Genomic DNA, 18,838 nt, shown 5'->3' on the forward strand with positions numbered 1-18,838 from the left:
GGTCAAGTGAAGAAGCGCATACGGTGGATGCCTTGGCAGTCAGAGGCGATGAAAGACGTGGTAGCCTGCGAAAAGCTTCGGGGAGTCGGCAAACAGACTGTGATCCGGAGATGTCTGAATGGGGGAACCCAGCCATCATAAGATGGTTATCTTGTACTGAATACATAGGTGCAAGAAGCGAACCAGGGGAACTGAAACATCTAAGTACCCTGAGGAAAAGAAATCAACCGAGATTCCCTTAGTAGTGGCGAGCGAACGGGGACCAGCCCTTAAGTTGTATTGAGATTAGCGGAACGTTCTGGAAAGGACGGCCATAGTGGGTGATAGCCCTGTACGCGAAAATCCCTTTGCAATGAAATCGAGTAGGACGGGGCACGAGAAACCTTGTCTGAATATGGGGGGACCATCCTCCAAGGCTAAATACTACTGACTGACCGATAGTGAACCAGTACCGTGAGGGAAAGGCGAAAAGAACCGCGGAGAGCGGAGTGAAATAGATCCTGAAACCGTATGCGTACAAGCAGTGGGAGCCCACTTTGTTGGGTGACTGCGTACCTTTTGTATAATGGGTCAGCGACTTATTTTCAGTGGCGAGCTTAACCGAATAGGGGAGGCGTAGCGAAAGCGAGTCTTAATAGGGCGTCTAGTCGCTGGGAATAGACCCGAAACCGGGCGATCTATCCATGGGCAGGTTGAAGGTTGGGTAACACTAACTGGAGGACCGAACCGACTACCGTTGAAAAGTTAGCGGATGACCTGTGGATCGGAGTGAAAGGCTAATCAAGCTCGGAGATAGCTGGTTCTCCTCGAAAGCTATTTAGGTAGCGCCTCATGTATCACTGTAGGGGGTAGAGCACTGTTTCGGCTAGGGGGTCATCCCGACTTACCAAACCGATGCAAACTCCGAATACCTACAAGTGCCGAGCATGGGAGACACACGGCGGGTGCTAACGTCCGTCGTGAAAAGGGAAACAACCCAGACCGTCAGCTAAGGTCCCAAAGTCATGGTTAAGTGGGAAACGATGTGGGAAGGCTTAGACAGCTAGGAGGTTGGCTTAGAAGCAGCCACCCTTTAAAGAAAGCGTAATAGCTCACTAGTCGAGTCGGCCTGCGCGGAAGATGTAACGGGGCTCAAACCATGCACCGAAGCTACGGGTATCATCTTTTGATGATGCGGTAGAGGAGCGTTCTGTAAGCCTGTGAAGGTGAGTTGAGAAGCTTGCTGGAGGTATCAGAAGTGCGAATGCTGACATGAGTAACGACAATGGGTGTGAAAAACACCCACGCCGAAAGACCAAGGTTTCCTGCGCAACGTTAATCGACGCAGGGTTAGTCGGTCCCTAAGGCGAGGCTGAAAAGCGTAGTCGATGGAAAACAGGTTAATATTCCTGTACTTCTGGTTATTGCGATGGAGGGACGGAGAAGGCTAGGCCAGCCTGGCGTTGGTTGTCCAGGTTTAAGGTGGTAGGCTGAGATCTTAGGTAAATCCGGGATCTCAAGGCCGAGAGCTGATGACGAGTGTTCTTTAGAACACGAAGTGGTTGATGCCATGCTTCCAAGAAAAGCTTCTAAGCTTCAGGTAACCAGGAACCGTACCCCAAACCGACACAGGTGGTTGGGTAGAGAATACCAAGGCGCTTGAGAGAACTCGGGTGAAGGAACTAGGCAAAATGGCACCGTAACTTCGGGAGAAGGTGCGCCGGTGAGGGTGAAGCATTTACTGCGTAAGCCCACGCCGGTCGAAGATACCAGGCCGCTGCGACTGTTTATTAAAAACACAGCACTCTGCAAACACGAAAGTGGACGTATAGGGTGTGACGCCTGCCCGGTGCCGGAAGGTTAATTGATGGGGTTAGCGCAAGCGAAGCTCTTGATCGAAGCCCCGGTAAACGGCGGCCGTAACTATAACGGTCCTAAGGTAGCGAAATTCCTTGTCGGGTAAGTTCCGACCTGCACGAATGGCGTAACGATGGCGGCGCTGTCTCCACCCGAGACTCAGTGAAATTGAAATCGCTGTGAAGATGCAGTGTATCCGCGGCTAGACGGAAAGACCCCGTGAACCTTTACTATAGCTTTGCACTGGACTTTGAATTTGCTTGTGTAGGATAGGTGGGAGGCTTTGAAGCGTGGACGCCAGTCTGCGTGGAGCCAACCTTGAAATACCACCCTGGCAACTTTGAGGTTCTAACTCAGGTCCGTTATCCGGATCGAGGACAGTGTATGGTGGGTAGTTTGACTGGGGCGGTCTCCTCCTAAAGAGTAACGGAGGAGTACGAAGGTGCGCTCAGACCGGTCGGAAATCGGTCGTAGAGTATAAAGGCAAAAGCGCGCTTGACTGCGAGACAGACACGTCGAGCAGGTACGAAAGTAGGTCTTAGTGATCCGGTGGTTCTGTATGGAAGGGCCATCGCTCAACGGATAAAAGGTACTCCGGGGATAACAGGCTGATACCGCCCAAGAGTTCATATCGACGGCGGTGTTTGGCACCTCGATGTCGGCTCATCACATCCTGGGGCTGAAGCCGGTCCCAAGGGTATGGCTGTTCGCCATTTAAAGTGGTACGCGAGCTGGGTTTAGAACGTCGTGAGACAGTTCGGTCCCTATCTGCCGTGGACGTTTGAGATTTGAGAGGGGCTGCTCCTAGTACGAGAGGACCGGAGTGGACGAACCTCTGGTGTTCCGGTTGTCACGCCAGTGGCATTGCCGGGTAGCTATGTTCGGAAAAGATAACCGCTGAAAGCATCTAAGCGGGAAACTTGCCTCAAGATGAGATCTCACTGGAACCTTGAGTTCCCTAAAGGGCCGTCGAAGACTACGACGTTGATAGGTTGGGTGTGTAAGCGCTGTGAGGCGTTGAGCTAACCAATACTAATTGCCCGTGAGGCTTGACCATATAACACCCAAGCAATTTGAGTGGACTTCCTGACAGGAGCATCAGATTGCGGTGACTGTGAAGATGACATGAACCGAAGGTTTGCGTCACAACCGCACCGAGCTATCACATACCCGATTTGCTGAAGCGCGCCGCATGGCACGATTCGGTACCCGAATTTCTTGACGACCATAGAACATTGGAACCACCTGATCCCATCCCGAACTCAGCAGTGAAACGATGTATCGCCGATGGTAGTGTGGGGTTTCCCCATGTGAGAGTAGGTCATCGTCAAGATTAAATTCCAGAAACCCTCATCGCTTATGCGTTGAGGGTTTTTGTTTGTCTGGGGTTCCACAAACCTCTGCATTCTCCTGAACTCATAACCATACCTCTCCGGCAGTCATTCAGACCAACATGCTTATGGCAATCCAGCGCGCTTGCCCTTATGGTTCGGCATCAGGTTCTACGCACCGGTCAAGGAAACAAGCATGTCCGTTACAACCTCTCTGAGTGCAGGTTTCATGGTGGTTCAAGGCAACCGCCCGGATGAGCTGCGCAGTCTGGTTGTGTCGTGGATGCGACGTTATCCATTGGCCCCCCTGGAAAACGAGATTGCGCTGGTCCAGAGCAACGGCATTGCGCAGTGGTTGAAACTGGCGTTGGCCGAGGACGCTCAGGATGAAGATAGCGGTGGCTGTGGCATTGCCGCAGCCATAGACGTCCAATTGCCCGGTAGTTTCATGTGGACGCTGTACCGCATGGTTCTCGGAAGCGATGAAATACCGTCGACTTCCTTGCTCGACAAGACCCCGCTGACCTGGCGCTTGATGCGCTTGCTCCCTGAACTCATCAATCAGCCACACTTCGAGCCCCTGCAGCGTTTCCTGACCGACGACACTGATCTACGCAAGCGCTATCAATTGTCCGAGCGCCTGTCAGATCTGTTCGACCAATATCAGGTTTACCGCGCCGACTGGCTGGAAGACTGGGCCGCTGGCCGTCATCAATTGCGCGATGGGCGAGGTCAGGCCAGACCGCTGTCAGCCGCTAATTGCTGGCAAGCCGAGCTGTGGCGCGCGCTGCTGGATGATGTCGGTGCCAAAGGTATGTCGCAGAGTCGAGCGGGTGTACATCAGCGCTTCATCGAGCGCATCGGCAGCATGACCGAAGCGCCTCCGGGTTTGCCGGCACGTGTCATCGTTTTTGGCATTTCCTCGCTGCCCGCACAAGCGCTCGAGGCATTGGCGGGCCTGGCGAAGTTCAGCCAGGTTCTGCTCTGCGTTCACAACCCGTGTCGCCATCACTGGGCTGATATCGTCGCCGACAAAGACCTGTTGCGTCACCAGTACAAACGCCAGGCGCGCAAGACCGGAATGCCGATGGTCCTCGATCCGCAAGCGCTGCATCAGCATGCTCACCCGCTGCTCGCTGCCTGGGGCAAGCAGGGTCGCGATTACATCAATTTGCTGGACAGCCATGATGATCCGCGCAGCTACCGCTCTTCGTTCAAGGATGAGCGGATTGACCTGTTCAGTGAAGTCGAGCCCACCAATCTACTGAATCAGTTGCAGGACGATATTCTCGAGCTACGCCCGCTGGATGAAACCCGTGAGCTCTGGCCGGCAGTCGATCCGCTGGAAGATCGCTCGGTCCGTTTCCATGTTGCGCACAGTGCGCAGCGCGAAGTGGAAGTGCTGCATGACCAGCTATTGGCACGGTTCAGCAAAGACCCGGGCCTGCGCCCGCGTGACGTGATTGTCATGGTCCCGGATATCGACAGCTACGCCCCACACATACGAGCGGTATTCGGGCAAATCGAACGCGAAGATCGTCGCTTCATTCCCTTTACGCTGGCCGACCAAGGGCAACGTGGCCGCGAACCCTTGCTGATTGCCGTTGAACACCTCCTCAAACTCCCGGACAGCCGCTTCCCGGTCAGCGAAATCCTTGACCTGCTCGATGTTCCTGCCTTGCGCGCGCGCTTCAGGATTCAGGAGCGCGATCTGCCAACGCTGCACCGCTGGATAGAAGGCGCCGGCATTCGCTGGGGCCTCAACGCACAGCAGCGTGCCGGTCTGGGGTTGCCGGATGCGCTGGAGCAGAACAGCTGGCATTTTGGTCTGCGGCGCATGCTGCTTGGTTACGCCGTGGGTGCAGGTGACGCTTACGACGGCATTGAGCCGTACGATGAGATTGGCGGGCTTGATGCCGCATTGATCGGCCCACTGGTAGCGCTGATTGACGCGCTTCAGGTGGCCCATACGGAATTATCGACACCCGCAACTCCGTACACGTGGGGAACGCGCCTGCAATCGCTGTTGCAGTTGTTCTTCCTCGCCGACAGCGAACACGATGACTACCTGCTCGCTCAGCTTGAAACACTGCGCGAAAACTGGCTGGAAACCTGTGAAGCGGTAAGGCTGACCGATGAGCTGCCGTTGACCGTTGTGCGTGAGGCCTGGCTGGCCGGGCTTGATCAGGGGCGCCTGTCCCAACGCTTTCTGGCGGGCTCGGTCAACTTCTGCACCCTGATGCCCATGCGCGCCATTCCATTCAAAGTGGTCTGCCTGCTGGGCATGAACGACGGCGATTACCCGCGCGCGCAACCGCCGCTGGATTTCGACCTGATGGGCAGCGACTACCGTCCCGGCGACCGTTCGCGGCGTGAAGACGATCGCTACCTGTTGCTGGAAGCGCTGCTCTCGGCCAGAGACCAGCTCTATATCAGCTGGGTTGGCCACAGCATTCGGGACAACAGCGAGCGTCCTGCATCGGTGCTGATTGGCCAATTGCGCGATCACCTGGCCAGTGGCTGGAAGCTGGCTGGCGAGACCGAACCGGACGGCAAGCAGGACGATGGTGAGCGTTTGCTGAACGCGCTGACTGTGGATCACCCGCTGCAGCCTTTCAGTGCCAGTTACTTCCATGCAGGCACGGGGTATTTCAGCTTCGCCCGCGAGTGGCGCCTGCTGCATGAAACCGACCTTCAGGTGCCCGTACCTCAAGCGCTTCCCCCCCATGAGCAGGAAGAACCCCTGTCCATTGCACAGTTACAGGACTTCCTGAGAAACCCGGTGAAGCATTTCTTCAGCCAGCGCCTGAAGATCTATTTCGAAGTCGCCGAAGCGCCGCTCGCCGATGAGGAACCGTTCGTGCTCGACGCGCTTGAGCGTTACGGCCTCAGTGAAAGCCTGCTCAGCGCAGCGATGGCTTCCCCTGACGATATGGATGTCGCCCTGAAAGCCCAGGCACTGAAACTGCAAGCCAGTGGCCTGCTGCCGCTCGCGGGGTTCGGCACCTTGATGCAGAGCGAGCTGATCGAGCCGTTGCCAGACGTCCTCAAGCGTTACCACGACCTGTTGACCCTCTGGCCCGAAACGTTGAGCAGCGCATTACCGATCAGTTTCAGCCATGGCAGTGTGAGTATCGATGGCTGGTTTGGCGGGCTGCACCGTAACGCTCGTGGTGAGCTGTTGCTGGTCACGGCGATTCCCAACAGCATCGGCTTGAAAAAGACTCGCAAATGGCACCGGCTGATTCGGCCGTGGTTCAATCACCTGGTTGCCTGCGCCTGCGAGCTGCCGTTGCACACGGCACTGGTCGCCAGTGACGAAACCCTCATGCTCGAACCGTTGGACAAGGACGCGGCCATTACCACGCTGAATCACTTGCTTATGGCTTGGCTACGCGGCATGCAAGAGCCTTTACCAGTCGCCGTCAAAACCGCATTTGCCTGGCTGGGCCAGCCCGCCGACAAAGCCGAAGCAGCAGCCCGCAAGGCCTACGAGGGTGACGGGCAGACCACTGATGGTGAGCGCCGCGAAAGCACCGCGCTGGCCCGACAGTTTCCGGACTTTGACGCGCTGGTCGACAGTGAAGAGTTTGCAGGCTGGTGCGAGACGCTCTACAAACCGGTTTACGATGCGCCCTGGCAGTCGTTGTCTGGCGGGGAGGGTGGCGCATGAACGAAAAGTCCCTTCCTCTGGCGCTGCTCTTTCCACTACGCGGCAGTCAACTGATCGAGGCCAGCGCCGGGACGGGCAAGACCTTCACCATCTCCGCCCTGTACTTGCGCCTGGTGCTTGGGCACGGCACCGAACGGTCAGGCTTTGGTCGTGAATTGCTGCCGCCGCAGATCCTCGTGGTGACCTTTACCGACGCCGCTACCAAGGAGCTGCGTGACAGAATTCGTACCCGATTGGCGGAAGCTGCGCGGTTCTTTCGTGACGAGATTGCCGCACCTGACGGTTTGATTGCCGAGCTGCGCGAGCAGTTCGAGGCCGAGCAGTGGCCGGCCTGTGCCAGCCGTCTGGACATCGCCGCACAATGGATGGACGAAGCCGCCGTCTCGACGATCCACAGCTGGTGCCAGCGCATGTTGCGCGAACACGCATTCGACAGCGGCAGCCTGTTCACCCAAACCCTGGAAACCGACCACAGCGATTTGCTCGGTGAAGTGCTGCGCGACTACTGGCGCCGCTTCTGCTACCCCATGAGCGGCGACGCGTTGACTTGGGTGCGGGAAAATCTGAGCGGTCCGGCGGCGTTGTTGCCGCGTGTGCGAGGTTTGTTTGGTCGTGATCGCAGCCCGCCCACTCAAGAGCCCGCCGAACTGATCGAGGCGTCATTGCAGGAGCGCCGAGCAGCGCTCGCTGCCCTGAAAGCACCTTGGGCCGCCTGGGCTGAAGAGCTGTATGCGCTCTGTCAGGACGCCGTAGCCCGCAAAGTGGTCGATGGCCGCAAGATGCAGGAGCGCTACTTCAAGCCCTGGTTTGAAAAGCTTGCCGCATGGGCCGCTGACGACACACAGGAAACGCTGGACCTGGGAACCGGTTTCACTCGCCTGACTCCGGAAGGTGTTGCCGAAGCCTGGAAAAGTGATCCGCCTTCACATCCTGCTTTCGAGGCCATGGCACAGCTGAAAGCTGCGCTGGACAGCCTGCCCAAGCCGGATGCCGCGGTGTTGCAGCATGCGGCGCAGTGGGTAAGTGCCCGCTTTGAGGAAGAGAGGCGGCGTCGCGCCGAGATGGGGTTTGACGACATGCTGCTCAGGCTCGACGCGGCCCTGCATGGCGCGGGCGGCGAGCGTCTGGCCACCCTGATTCGCGAGCAGTTTCCGGTGGCGTTGATCGACGAATTCCAGGACACCGACCCTGTCCAGTACCGGATCTTCGACAGCATCTATCGTCTTGAGGCCAACGATGAGCAGACCGGGCTGTTCCTGATTGGCGACCCGAAGCAGGCGATCTATGCGTTTCGCGGTGCCGATATCTATACGTACCTGCGCGCCCGGCAGGCCACCGATGGCCGTTGGCACACGCTGGACACCAACTACCGCTCCAGCCATGCAATGGTCGCGTCGGTCAACCATGTCTTCACGCGCGCAGAGCAACGTCCGCAAGGTCGCGGAGCGTTTCTGTTTCGTGATGATCAAGGCAATCAGGTGCCGTTCTCCGATGCGCTGGCCCAAGGGCGCAAAGAGACCCTGGAAGTCGACGGCGCGCCACTGACTGCACTCACGGTCTGGCATCTTGAAAGCGAACAGCCGGTGTCCGGGGTTATTTATCGCCAACAGTTGGCGGCCAGTTGCGCCAGCGAGATCGTGCGCCTGCTCAACGCCGGTCAACAGGGCCGTGCCGGTTTCGCCATGCTTGATAAACCGCTGCGCGGGCTGCGTCCGGCCGACATTGCGATTCTGGTCCGCGATGGAAAGGAAGCGCAGGCGGTGCGTCAGCAACTCAGCGCGCGTGGCGTGCGCAGTGTTTATCTGTCGGACAAGGACTCAGTGTTCGCCGCTCAGGAGGCCCACGACCTTCTGTCCTGGCTCAAAGCCTGTGCCGAGCCCGATTCAGAACGTACGCTGCGTGCCGCACTGGCATGTATCACGCTTGACCTGCCACTGGCCGAGTTGGAGCGTCTGAATCAGGACGAGCTGGCGTGGGAACGGCGCGTCATGCAGTTCCGTGGCTATCGTGCCGTGTGGCGCAGCCAGGGCGTCCTGCCAATGCTGCGCCGCCTGCTGCACGACTTCGCCCTGCCGCAGACATTGATGACGCGCACCGACGGTGAGCGAGTACTGACCAACCTGTTGCACTTGTCTGAACTGCTGCAGCAGGCCGCCGCCGAACTGGACGGCGAACAGGCCTTGGTTCGGCATCTGGGCGACCACCTGGCACTGTCCGGTCAGGCTGGCGAAGAACAGATCCTGCGTCTGGAAAGCGACGAGCAACTGGTCAAGGTGGTGACCATCCACAAGTCCAAGGGCCTGCAATATCCGCTGGTGTTCCTGCCATTCATTTGCTCCTCGAAACCCGTGGACGGCAGTCGCCTGCCACTGCAGTTTCATGACGCCGACGGCAACTCGCAGATCAGCCTGCAACCCACCGAAGCGCTGATTCAGCAAGCCGATGACGAACGTCTGGCCGAAGACCTGCGCTTGCTCTACGTGGCGCTGACCCGTTCCGAACACGCTTGCTGGCTGGGCGTTGCCGACCTCAAACGCGGCAATGCCAGCAACTCGATGCTGCACCGTTCGGCGTTGGGTTATTTGCTGGGTGGCGGTGTTGCGCTGGCCGAGTCGGTAGAGCTGAAAGTCTGGCTGCGTGATCTCGCGCAAGGCTGTGATGCGATTGCCTTGCAGCCTGTTCCCGAGCCCACTGACGAACGCTTCAGTGCGCCGCGCAACGAAGCCGCGCTGGTCCAACTGCTGGTACCCAAACGTCGCGCTGCCGAGAACTGGTGGATCGCCTCCTACAGCGCCCTGCGTATCGGCGACACCGTAACCACCGGTGCCGATGAATCGCCTGACAGCCCGCAGGCACAGAAGCTGTTCGACGACGAGCGCCTGGACCCTGAAGCGCCGCGTGACATTTTGACCAGCGGCGGCGATATCCACCGCTTTCCGCGTGGCCCCAATCCCGGCACCTTTCTGCATGGACTGCTCGAATGGGCTGGCAACGAAGGTTTTGCGCTAACGGCGCACACGCCTGAACTGCTGAGAGACGCCGTTGCACGTCGCTGCAGCCGTCGCGGCTGGGCGGGCTGGATCGACACGCTGAGCGATTGGCTACAGCAGATGCTGAACATACCGTTGCGTCTGTCGCCGGATGCCACGCCGGTCGCGCTGGGTGAGCTGAATCAGCCCAATCAGTACCGCATAGAGATGGAGTTCTGGTTCGCCAGCAACAACGTCAATGTGGCGCAGATGGATGCCCTGGTACGCCGCTTCACCCACAACAACGCGCCGCGTGCTGCGACCGAGACGGTCTCGCTCAACGGCATGTTCAAAGGCTTTATCGACCTGACGTTCGAACACGAAGGCCGGTATTACGTGGCTGACTACAAGTCCAACTGGCTGGGCACCGACGACACTGCGTACACCGAACTGGCGATGGAAACCGCCATTCTCGACAACCGCTACGACCTGCAATACGTCCTGTACCTGCTGGCGTTGCATCGTCAGCTCAAGGCACGGATGGCCGACTATGATTACGACCAGCACATGGGCGGCGCGCTTTACCTGTTTCTGCGCGGCAGTCGTTCGGCCTCTCAGGGAGCGTATTTTACACGTCCGCCACGTGAACTGATCGAGAGTCTGGACCTGCTGTTTCAGGGCAAACCGATAGCGCATGACCTGCCGGGAGCATTGGCATGAGCCGCTCGTTCGATGATCTGTTGCCTACCGCGCTGGACGACATCAGCCTCGCTGAGTTGAGCCCGCTGACGCGTGTCAGCGATCTGCTGATCCTGCTCGAACGTTGGGTCGAGCGCGGCTGGTTGCGTGCTCTGGACAAAGCGTTCGTCGCGTTCCTCAGTGACCTCGATCCGCACGCCGATCCGTTGGTGCTGGTGGCTGCGGCGCTTACCAGCCATCAGCTCGGCCACGGTCACGTCTGCCTTGACCTCTACGAGACCCTCAAAGAACCGGACTTCGCCCTGTCACTGCCACCCGAAGGCGATCAGCAGAGCGCGCCGATGCTGCTGCCCTCACAACTGCTGGCAGCACTGGATGGCGCCGCCTGGTGCCAGGCGCTGGCCGGCAGCATGCTGGTTGCCGAGGTGGGCGATTCAAGTGCCGAAGCGCGACAAAAACCGCTGGTGCTGGCCGAGCGGCGTCTGTACCTGCGTCGCTACTGGACTTACGAACGACGTATCGCTGCAGCCTTGCGTCAGCGCCTGGCACAGCGTGAAACGTCGCCGGAGGATCTGCCGCAGCAGCTCGACGCATTGTTCGGCCCGGCCAATTCTTCGTCACAAGCTGTCATCGACTGGCAGAAACTTGCCTGCGCACTGGCGACCCGCAAGGGCTTCAGCATCATCACCGGCGGCCCCGGCACCGGCAAAACCACCACGGTGGTGCGCCTGCTGGCCTTGTTGCAGGCCCCGGCGGTACAGAATGGCCAACCGCTGCGTATCCGTCTGGCGGCACCTACCGGCAAGGCGGCGGCCCGACTGACCGAGTCCATCAGCCAGCAGGTGCAGAGCCTGGACGTCAGCGACGACGTACGGCAGAAAATCCCCAGCGAAGTCACCACCGTCCACCGCCTGCTTGGCAGTCGCCCCGGTACCCGGCACTTCCGCCATCACGCAGGCAACTTACTGCCACTGGACGTGCTGGTGGTTGATGAAGCATCCATGATCGACCTGGAAATGATGGCCAATCTGCTCGACGCATTACCGCCGCATGCGCGCATGGTGCTGCTCGGCGACAAGGACCAGTTGGCCTCCGTTGAGGCGGGTGCCGTTCTGGGCGATTTGTGTCGCGACGCCGAAGAAGGTTTTTACAGCCCTGAAACTCAGGCCTGGCTTGAAGCTGTCAGCGGCGAAGACCTCAGCAAAGGTGCCTTGCGCCAAGGCGATGCGCAGCACCATCCATTGGCCCAGCAAGTGGTGATGCTGCGCCATTCGCGTCGTTTTGGCCAAGGCAGCGGTATCGGCCAGTTGGCCCGACTGGTCAACCAGCAGCAGGACCAACAGGCCCGCGCGCTGCTTGCGGCGGGCAGTCACGACGACCTGTTTGCCCTGGCGTTGAAGGGCGAACAGGATCTGAAGTTCGAACGCCTTGTGCTCGACGGGCTTGGCAGAGGCGAGCAAGGTCCGCAGGGTTACCGCCATTACCTCAACGTACTTGCCGCCGGGCGGCCCGCCGATGATTCGGCCCTCGACGACCATTGCTGGACTCGATGGGCGCGCTTGGTGCTCAGCGCCTTCGACGCCTTCCAACTGCTGTGCGCTGTACGCAAAGGCCCGTGGGGCGTGGAAGGCCTGAACCAGCGCATCACTCATGCGCTGTTCAACGCGAAGCTGATTGAAAGCGAACAGCAATGGTACGAAGGCCGCCCGGTGTTGATGACCCATAACGACTATGGCCTGGGCTTGATGAACGGCGACATTGGCATCACCTTACGCCTGCCCGAGCGCGACGGCGACGGCAAGCAAGTGCTACGTGTCGCGTTCCCGCGCAACGACGGCAGCGATGGCGTACGCTTCGTCCTGCCCAGCCGCCTCAACGAGGTCGAGACCGTGTACGCCATGACCGTACACAAATCCCAAGGCTCGGAATTCGCCCACACCGCCCTGATCCTGCCCGAAGCGCTCAACCCTGTACTGACCAAGGAGCTCATCTACACCGGCATCACCCGCGCCAAGCACTGGTTCAGCCTGATCGAACCGCGCCAGGGCATCTTCGAGGAGGCTCTGCGCCGCAAGGTCAAACGTCTGAGTGGTTTGATGTTGGGGCTTTGATCATGTCCGTGCTGTCTGGCGATTTGCAGGTACGAAGTCGAGCTTCATAATCCCTATGCTCTTCAACCGGGTTCAAGGGGCAATTGAAAAGGCCAGGGTGTAACTGCATGACGGCGGATAAAGCGTGTGCTGTGGTTCTGCGAGACCGGGGAGTGCTGGAGATTCTGGCATTTGAGCATCCGTTGGCGGGCCTGCAATTGGTGAAGGGCAGTGTGGAACCAGGCGAGTCAACTTGCGCGGCTGCTGTGCGGGAGTTAATGGAGGAGGCCGGGATTCAAGCGACAGCAAAGCGAAACCTGGGTGAGTGGCACTCCACCATAACGGGACATATCTGGGCATTTCATGAATGTGAGGTGGCTCAAGACCTTCCCGATAGCTGGGTGCATTTTGCAGAGGATGATGGAGGACACGATTTCAGATTCTTCTGGCATCCGCTGATGAGTGAGCCGTCTGACAGATGGCACCATATTTTCAAGGATGCCTTGAGCTTTCTCAGGGAGACCGTTACTTGAATCTGGGTATGGGTCAGCTCTTCTTTAGGTGCCGGGAGTGTCTTCTGTGTTTACTCATTGGCTGTGCCGAGTTTGACGTGGCGCGGGTAGCACGCCTCAGGGCTGGAAGGGGTCTGCTCGCCCAGGACACTGTTTCAGACGAGCAATGACCTCAGGCGCCGTTTTCGCCGTGTCGATCCTGCCGATATCATCAAGATAGATGTCTATCGTACTTCCCCATTTAGGCGTGATGTCGATGCACTGCTTGAAACCCTTATCGGTCCACCAATCGAACCTCATGAAGAAATCTTTATCAGGGAAGATTTGGCCCCACTCGACCGCTGAGCCGCCACCTGCGGGCATGTCACCCTTATAGATTTGATGCTGAGTGTTCCAGATGTATCGAAACTCTTCCTTTCCTTCATGAGAAAAATTTACTGCCACGACTGGAGAAGCTAAGTACCAAAAAGCGATAGGGCCGACCAATAGGCCAACAAGCAGCCAACGGCCATACCCGGTTTTAGTTTTGCTTGCATTTGTGTTCACGGATGCCTTTTCCCCATGCTCCAGGTGCTACTGCAAGAACTTCCTTCATTACCATTTGTGCCGTAATTCCACCGGTGGGGTTTTGGCTGAACAGCTTGATCCCAATGCTAATCGAAATCCGGTCTGGGGCGTCGTCCCATGCATGGAGTCCATCAATGTCGGCCGAGCGATTAGGCCCCGGAAGTTTTCTTTCCTCTTTCGGTTTCTGTAGGACCTCGACTGCTTTCCTGAGTGTGTCTGAAACGATCTGCTCAGCACCTGCGCCATCCAAAAGGATGCTTTCGGAAAGCCCACCAACTCGCCCGACGTATCCATAGTGAATGTTCGACCAGATGTCATAGAAGTAATCGTAATCGCCCTGTTTGTGGTAGACGACGCCATCGTATTTCGCGGCGAGTATCGGTTTGTGGTCCCACGGGCGATTCTGACCAACACGTTCTGCCCAGATAGCAAAAGCCTTTGCTTGCATACCGGCCGCCATGCTGTAGAAATCCGGGCCGGGACCAAGGCGCAGGTAAAATGGAAGCGCCTCATACTCCTTCATCTTTGCCGCCGCATCGAAGCTATTGAGGTCTCTCATCTGACGAACTTCTGGACTATTGATGTTGGCGTTCATCTCTCCAGCAATATAAGTCGCCAGCTCTTCCATCCTGTCAGGGTGTTTGCTAACAACAGGTTCCGCTTTTGGCTAAGGCTTCGCCTCTGACTCCCTAGCGGCAGCCTTAGGTTCTAAGGGCACCTTAGTGCCGGAAAGGATCAGGTTCGCCCTCACATTTTTTCAAGCGTTCAATAATGGCGGGAGATGTTTTGTTAATGTCGACTCTACCCGACTCCGTTAGGTATATATCTAACGTAGCCCAGCGCTTGGGCGTTATGTCGATACATCTCATATGGCCCTTGATGGGGCCCCAAAAGAAAACCATAAAAAAATCTTCATCGGGGAATAGATGACCAACATCAGATGACGCTTCTCCCGGAAGCATCCTCTCTCTATGAATTTGGTGTTGCGTATCCCATACTAAACGAAGTTCATCCGTAGCTTCTTTGGGGTAATGAATAACTACGCTGGGGGTAGCAGCATACCAAGCCGTTAGCAGAACTATAAGCGCGAACAAAACTGCATGACGCAACTTAAGTTTTCTCACATTGATGATCAATGACACCTGCTCCCCATGCTTGTGGTGCAACCGAAAGAACCTCTTTCATTATCATTTTCGCTGTTATGCCACCATGAGGGCGCAGGTTAAAGAGTTTAATCCCGATCCCGACAGATATTCGGTCGGGATCGTCGTCCCAAGCGCGGAGTCCCTCTACGTTCTCGGCACGTTGAGGCCCCCGGTGTTTTCTGCTTACCTGTGGTTTTGTTATGTCACTGATCGCCCCGACAGAGTCTGAGACTATCTGCTCTAACCCCGCACCGTCGGCAAGCACGCTTTCTGAAAGGCCGCCTGCGCGGCCAACATAACCGTAGTGGATGTTAGACCAAATATCATAAAAATACTCGTACTCTCCTTGCTTGTGGTAATACCCACCGAACTTCTTATGGATTTTCGGCTTGTGGTCCCAATCCCTATACTGCCCTACACGCTCAGTCCAAATCACCAACGCAGCAGCGCCATTTGCTGCGCCAACAGTTTGGGGGCTCGTCGCGCCAACTTGAGCATACCAAGGCAGGTCCATTTGCTTGCGAGTCTCTTCGGCAACGTCATAACTGAGCAGTTTTTTCATTTTCAAAACAGAAGGGTGATGAATATTGCGATTCATCTCGTCCGCAATGTATGTCGCCAGCTCTTCCATCCTGTCAGGGTATTTGCAAACAACAGATTCCGCCCTTGGCTCAGGCTCCGCATCTGACTTCTCACCAGCGGCCTCAGGGCCTACCAAAGCGTTCGCCGCCAAGGCTTTCTCCGTGAGCTTCGGATCAGCCAGCAAGGTCGCCATCTTCTCATTGTCCACGGAACCGTCTGGCCGGAAGGCTCCCAGCGCCATGAAGTTGATAATGGCCGCGCCAGCAGCGCCGCCCATGACGAAGCCGCCACCAACATCACTTGAGCTCGTGATGATTGTCCCGCCGTGACTGGTGAGGCTTCCCAAGTGGGCCATGGGGCGGCCATTCACCAGAATGGAAGGAAAGCCTGTAGTGATGACCGCACCACACCCGCAGGTATCACCCACACGTGCCGCACCCCTGCCGTTGATGTTGACGTCACCGGACGCCGAAGCGATAGGTGTTGTACCGTGACCCGGTAATGGGCAGGCGTGCTTGTCGCCCAATCGGGCTGAAGAAATCATTGCATGCCGTCCCTGCGTTTTTGATCCGTAGACAACAACCAGCGTTTAGTTGACGCGTGGGAGGCTACCGGAAGTGCAAAAGGCGGTATGTAGGGGAAATCTTAGTTTTGCGAAGGACCTTGAGAACCTGATCTAAAAGTCGGGGTCACCTCAATGGGAGCGGACCAGCATCCGTGTGACAAACCGCCAATTCCGGTCTGCCCCGCTACTAAAGGCCACCTGATCCCTTGAAAATCTGTCACTGAAGGAAGCGGACAGCGCAATTTTCCCCCAACAAAAACCCCTTGTTCAACTCCGTCACTTCCCGAATGTAATCCCACAGCAACGTGATCCGCTTCAACTTGCGCAGGTCCTCGCGGCAATACATCCAGAATTGTCGAGTAATGTTCACTTCTTCCGCCAGCACCGGCAGCAGTCGCGGGTCCTGGGCGGCCAGAAAGCACGGCAGGATCGCCAGTGCGCGGCCTTGTAGCGCGGCGGTGTATTGGGCGATGACGCTGGTGCTGCGCAGTTGTGCCTGGGCGTTGGGCAGCAGGTTGCTCAGGTACAGCAGCTCGGAGCTGAACGCCAGATCGTCGACGTAGCTGATGAAGACGTGTCCGCTCAGGTCGGCTTTTTGCTCGATGGCCGTGTGGCTATCCAGATACGCCTGGGTCGCATACAGGCGCAGGCTGTAGTCGCAGAGTTTGCAACACACGTAGGGGCCGTGTTCCGGGCGCTCCAGGGCGATGACGATGTCAGCCTCGCGTTTCGAGAGGCTGATGAAGTGCGGCAGCGGCAGGATATCCAGCGAAATGCTCGGGTAGCTGTCGAGAAAGTGGCTCAGTTGCGGGGTGATGAAAAAGCTACCGAAGCCTTCGGTGCAGCCCATGCGGATATGCCCGGATAACGCGACGCTGGACCCGGAAACCTGTTCGCAGGCCATGTGCAGCGTGCTTTCGATGGACTCGGCGTAACCCAGCAGGCGCTGACCTTCGGCGGTCATGATGAAGCCGTTGTTGCGCGACTTTTCGAACAGCAATGTGCCGAGCGAGGTTTCCAGCGAGTTGATGCGTCGTGACACGGTGGTGTAGTCAACGGCCAGGCGCCGGGCTGCGCTGCTGACTTTACGGGTGCGTGCCACTTCGAGGAAAAACTTCAGGTCATCCCAGTTCAACAGCCCCAGGGAGGTGATGTTTTTTTGCATGTTGACCCTGCTTTTATCTGCATTCTTGTTAGAAGTTTGCACATCTATACTCCAAAGCACGCCCCCTGACCAACTCAAAAACAAGACTGCCGGGAGACCACGGCGATCCATCTGCACATGCGCTGGATGCGTGGTTTGCTGAAGGGAGAACCGCTGAAATGAACGTCTCGTTGAACGACACCACAACCACCATTGCTCGCGTAAAACTGCTGATCAACGGCGAGTGGATAGACTCGCAAAGCAGTGAATGGCAAGACATCGTCAACCCTGCGACTCAGGAAGTCCTCGCCCGGGTGCCATTTGCCACGGCCAGTGAAGTGGACGCTGCTGTCGCTGCGGCTCACGCGGCCTATCGCACCTGGCGCGAAACGCCTGTCGGTGTGCGTATGCGCATCATGCTCAAATTGCAGGCGCTGATCCGCGAACACTCCAAACGCATTGCGGCAGTATTGAGTGCCGAGCAAGGCAAGACCCTGGCCGATGCCGAGGGCGATATTTTTCGCGGCCTTGAGGTGGTCGAGCACGCGTGTTCGATCGGCACGCTGCAAATGGGCGAGTTTGCCGAAAACGTTGCCAATGGCGTGGATACCTACACCTTGCGCCAGCCCATCGGCGTCTGCGCGGGCATCACTCCGTTCAACTTCCCGGCGATGATTCCGCTGTGGATGTTTCCGATGGCGATTGCCTGTGGCAATACCTTTGTCCTCAAACCTTCTGAGCAGGACCCGCTGTCGACGCTGTTGCTGGTTGAACTGGCGATTGAGGCCGGAGTGCCGGCCGGCGTGCTGAATGTGGTGCATGGCGGCAAGGACGTGGTGGACGCGATCTGCACGCACAAGGACATCAAGGCTGTTTCCTTTGTCGGTTCGACCGCCGTTGGCACGCATGTTTACGATCTGGCCGGTCGGCACGGCAAGCGTGTGCAGGCGATGATGGGCGCGAAGAATCATGCGGTCGTGCTGCCGGATGCCAACCGTGAGCAAACGCTGAATGCACTGGTGGGCGCAGGTTTCGGTGCCGCGGGCCAGCGTTGCATGGCGACCTCCGTGGTGGTGCTGGTCGGTGCGTCGAAACAGTGGCTGCCGGACCTCAAGGCGCGGGCGCAGAAACTCAAGGTCAATGCCGGCCAGGAGGCAGGGACGGACATCGGGCCGGTGATTTCCAGAAAGGCAAAGCAGCGCATTCTGGACCTCATCGAGAGCGGTGTGCGTGAAGGCGCGACGCTTGAACTGGATGGTCGGGAGGTTTCGGTGCCGGGTTACGAGGGCGGCAACTTCGTAGGGCCGACGCTGTTCTCGGGTGTCACCACCGACATGCAGATCTACACCCAGGAGATTTTCGGTCCGGTTCTGGTTGTTCTGGAGGTCGATACCCTCGATGAGGCTATCGCGCTGGTCAACGCCAACCCGTTCGGCAACGGCACTGGCTTGTTCACCCAGAGCGGCGCGGCGGCGCGCAAGTTTCAAAGCGAGATCGATGTCGGGCAGGTCGGGATCAACATTCCGATTCCTGTACCGGTACCGTTTTTCAGCTTCACTGGCTCGCGGGGTTCCAAGCTGGGCGATCTGGGACCGTATGGCAAACAGGTGGTGCAGTTCTACACTCAGACCAAGACCGTTACCAGCCGCTGGTTCGATGACGACAGCGTGAACGACGGCGTGAACACCACGATCAATTTGCGTTGAGCACAGCCTGTCAGTCAGG

Annotated in this window: 8 protein-coding genes, 2 rRNA genes and 1 pseudogene; 7 read left to right on the top strand and 4 right to left on the bottom strand. The window is 57.8% G+C overall.

Annotated elements, in window-relative coordinates:
• From AC4ANE_RS03540 to AC4ANE_RS03565, 6 genes are all read left to right on the top strand, one after another.
• A 23S ribosomal RNA gene (locus tag AC4ANE_RS03540) occupies positions 1-2,893 on the top strand.
• A gap of 160 nt (positions 2,894-3,053) precedes the next feature.
• Positions 3,054-3,169 (top strand): 5S ribosomal RNA (gene rrf, locus AC4ANE_RS03545).
• Between the two features lie 194 nt (positions 3,170-3,363).
• Positions 3,364-6,840, top strand: coding sequence for an exodeoxyribonuclease V subunit gamma (gene recC / locus AC4ANE_RS03550; protein WP_031598110.1), 3,477 nt, complete (start codon positions 3,364-3,366; stop codon positions 6,838-6,840).
• Positions 6,837-10,529, top strand: a complete 3,693-nt coding sequence (recB, locus tag AC4ANE_RS03555) for an exodeoxyribonuclease V subunit beta (protein WP_002555206.1) — start codon at positions 6,837-6,839, stop codon at positions 10,527-10,529. The genes recC and recB overlap by 4 nt, the downstream gene beginning before the upstream one ends.
• Positions 10,526-12,619 carry an exodeoxyribonuclease V subunit alpha gene (gene recD, locus AC4ANE_RS03560; protein WP_002555205.1) on the top strand — a complete coding sequence of 698 codons (2,094 nt, stop codon included), beginning with the start codon at positions 10,526-10,528 and terminating at the stop codon, positions 12,617-12,619. Before recB ends, recD begins: the two co-directional genes overlap by 4 nt.
• A 107-nt stretch (positions 12,620-12,726) precedes the next feature.
• Entirely contained in the window at positions 12,727-13,131 is a 405-nt protein-coding gene (locus AC4ANE_RS03565; RefSeq protein ID WP_031598108.1) for an NUDIX hydrolase, read from the top strand.
• 96 nt (positions 13,132-13,227) lie between these two features.
• Here the strand turns inward: AC4ANE_RS03565 and AC4ANE_RS03570 are convergent, their stop codons facing one another.
• From AC4ANE_RS03570 to AC4ANE_RS03585, 4 genes and pseudogenes are all read right to left on the bottom strand, one after another.
• The gene (locus tag AC4ANE_RS03570) at positions 13,228-13,656 is read right to left on the bottom strand and encodes a hypothetical protein (protein ID WP_031598106.1); all 429 of its coding nucleotides are present in this window, start codon (positions 13,654-13,656) and stop codon (positions 13,228-13,230) included.
• Positions 13,631-14,383, bottom strand: a pseudogene (locus AC4ANE_RS03575) (polymorphic toxin type 44 domain-containing protein); the annotation flags it as partial. The gene AC4ANE_RS03570 and the pseudogene AC4ANE_RS03575, both read right to left, overlap by 26 nt.
• 404 nt (positions 14,384-14,787) lie before the next feature.
• Positions 14,788-15,948, bottom strand: a complete 1,161-nt coding sequence (locus AC4ANE_RS03580; RefSeq protein WP_460408703.1) for a polymorphic toxin type 44 domain-containing protein — start codon at positions 15,946-15,948, stop codon at positions 14,788-14,790.
• 238 nt (positions 15,949-16,186) lie between these two features.
• A complete protein-coding gene (locus AC4ANE_RS03585) occupies positions 16,187-17,134 on the bottom strand; it encodes a LysR family transcriptional regulator (RefSeq protein ID WP_002551957.1) in 948 nt (315 codons plus the stop codon).
• 158 nt (positions 17,135-17,292) lie between these two features.
• Here AC4ANE_RS03585 and AC4ANE_RS03590 point away from each other — a divergent pair, with 158 nt between their 5' ends.
• Positions 17,293-18,819: a CoA-acylating methylmalonate-semialdehyde dehydrogenase gene (locus AC4ANE_RS03590; protein WP_002551958.1), complete on the top strand. Its 1,527-nt coding sequence runs from the start codon at positions 17,293-17,295 to the stop codon at positions 18,817-18,819.
• Positions 18,820-18,838: the final 19 nt, after the last annotated feature.

The sequence above is a fragment of the Pseudomonas sp. Pme6b genome (assembly GCF_058129925.1).

Bases quoted from the DNA above. Each gene is read 5' to 3' on its own strand.
- AC4ANE_RS03585 (WP_002551957.1), bottom strand. From the start codon at position 17,134: ATGCAAAAAAACATCACCTCCCTGGGGCTGTTGAACTGGGATGACCTG.
- recC (WP_031598110.1), top strand. From the start codon at position 3,364: ATGTCCGTTACAACCTCTCTGAGTGCAGGTTTCATGGTGGTTCAAGGC.
- AC4ANE_RS03590 (WP_002551958.1), top strand. From the start codon at position 17,293: ATGAACGTCTCGTTGAACGACACCACAACCACCATTGCTCGCGTAAAA.
- AC4ANE_RS03580 (WP_460408703.1), bottom strand. From the start codon at position 15,948: ATGATTTCTTCAGCCCGATTGGGCGACAAGCACGCCTGCCCATTACCG.
- recD (WP_002555205.1), top strand. From the start codon at position 10,526: ATGAGCCGCTCGTTCGATGATCTGTTGCCTACCGCGCTGGACGACATC.
- recB (WP_002555206.1), top strand. From the start codon at position 6,837: ATGAACGAAAAGTCCCTTCCTCTGGCGCTGCTCTTTCCACTACGCGGC.
- AC4ANE_RS03565 (WP_031598108.1), top strand. From the start codon at position 12,727: ATGACGGCGGATAAAGCGTGTGCTGTGGTTCTGCGAGACCGGGGAGTG.